1 protein-coding gene is annotated in these 499 nt (G+C 53.7%); it reads right to left on the reverse strand.

Annotation, left to right across the window (positions count from 1 at the left end; translation table 11 throughout):
- A partial coding sequence (locus AC6CIA_RS26385) for an integrase core domain-containing protein (protein WP_498316088.1) occupies positions 1-499 on the reverse strand: 499 nt, incomplete at both ends.

Genomic DNA, 499 nt, shown 5'->3' on the forward strand with positions numbered 1-499 from the left:
CGGGTAAGCATCCGGGGTAAGGCCGAGTAGAGGGTACATACAACTCTCCCGGGCGTTTCATACCGAGCGCTTCGTGAGGTCGTATGTAATTGAATTCATTCCTGAAATGCTCCAGCAAAAGCTGTTGCTCAAGCAAGTCGCGTCCTAATGGCAACTCAAACTTCAAGCTGCGGTGCATTCGCTCATGGCGGCCGTTCTGCGCGGGTCTTCCTGGCATGATTCGCTCGGGGTAGATGCCCAGACGGATCCACCAGACAGCCAATGTAGACATTCTTGCCAGACCAGGAGAGGCGAATGGGACACCGTTGTCAGAACGAATGACTTGCGGCATGCCGTACTCCTGAAAAAGCCTCTCAAATGCCTGTTTTACAGGCTGGGTCATGATCTTGGGGTGGGCCCTGCAGGCCAGAATCAGGCGCGATGCATGGTCTGTAACGGTCAAAGGGAAGCACATCTGCCCGTTAAGCATCTTGAATTGCCCTTTGTAGTCAACACACCA

This window comes from Pseudomonas sp. GQ91, assembly GCF_059758795.1.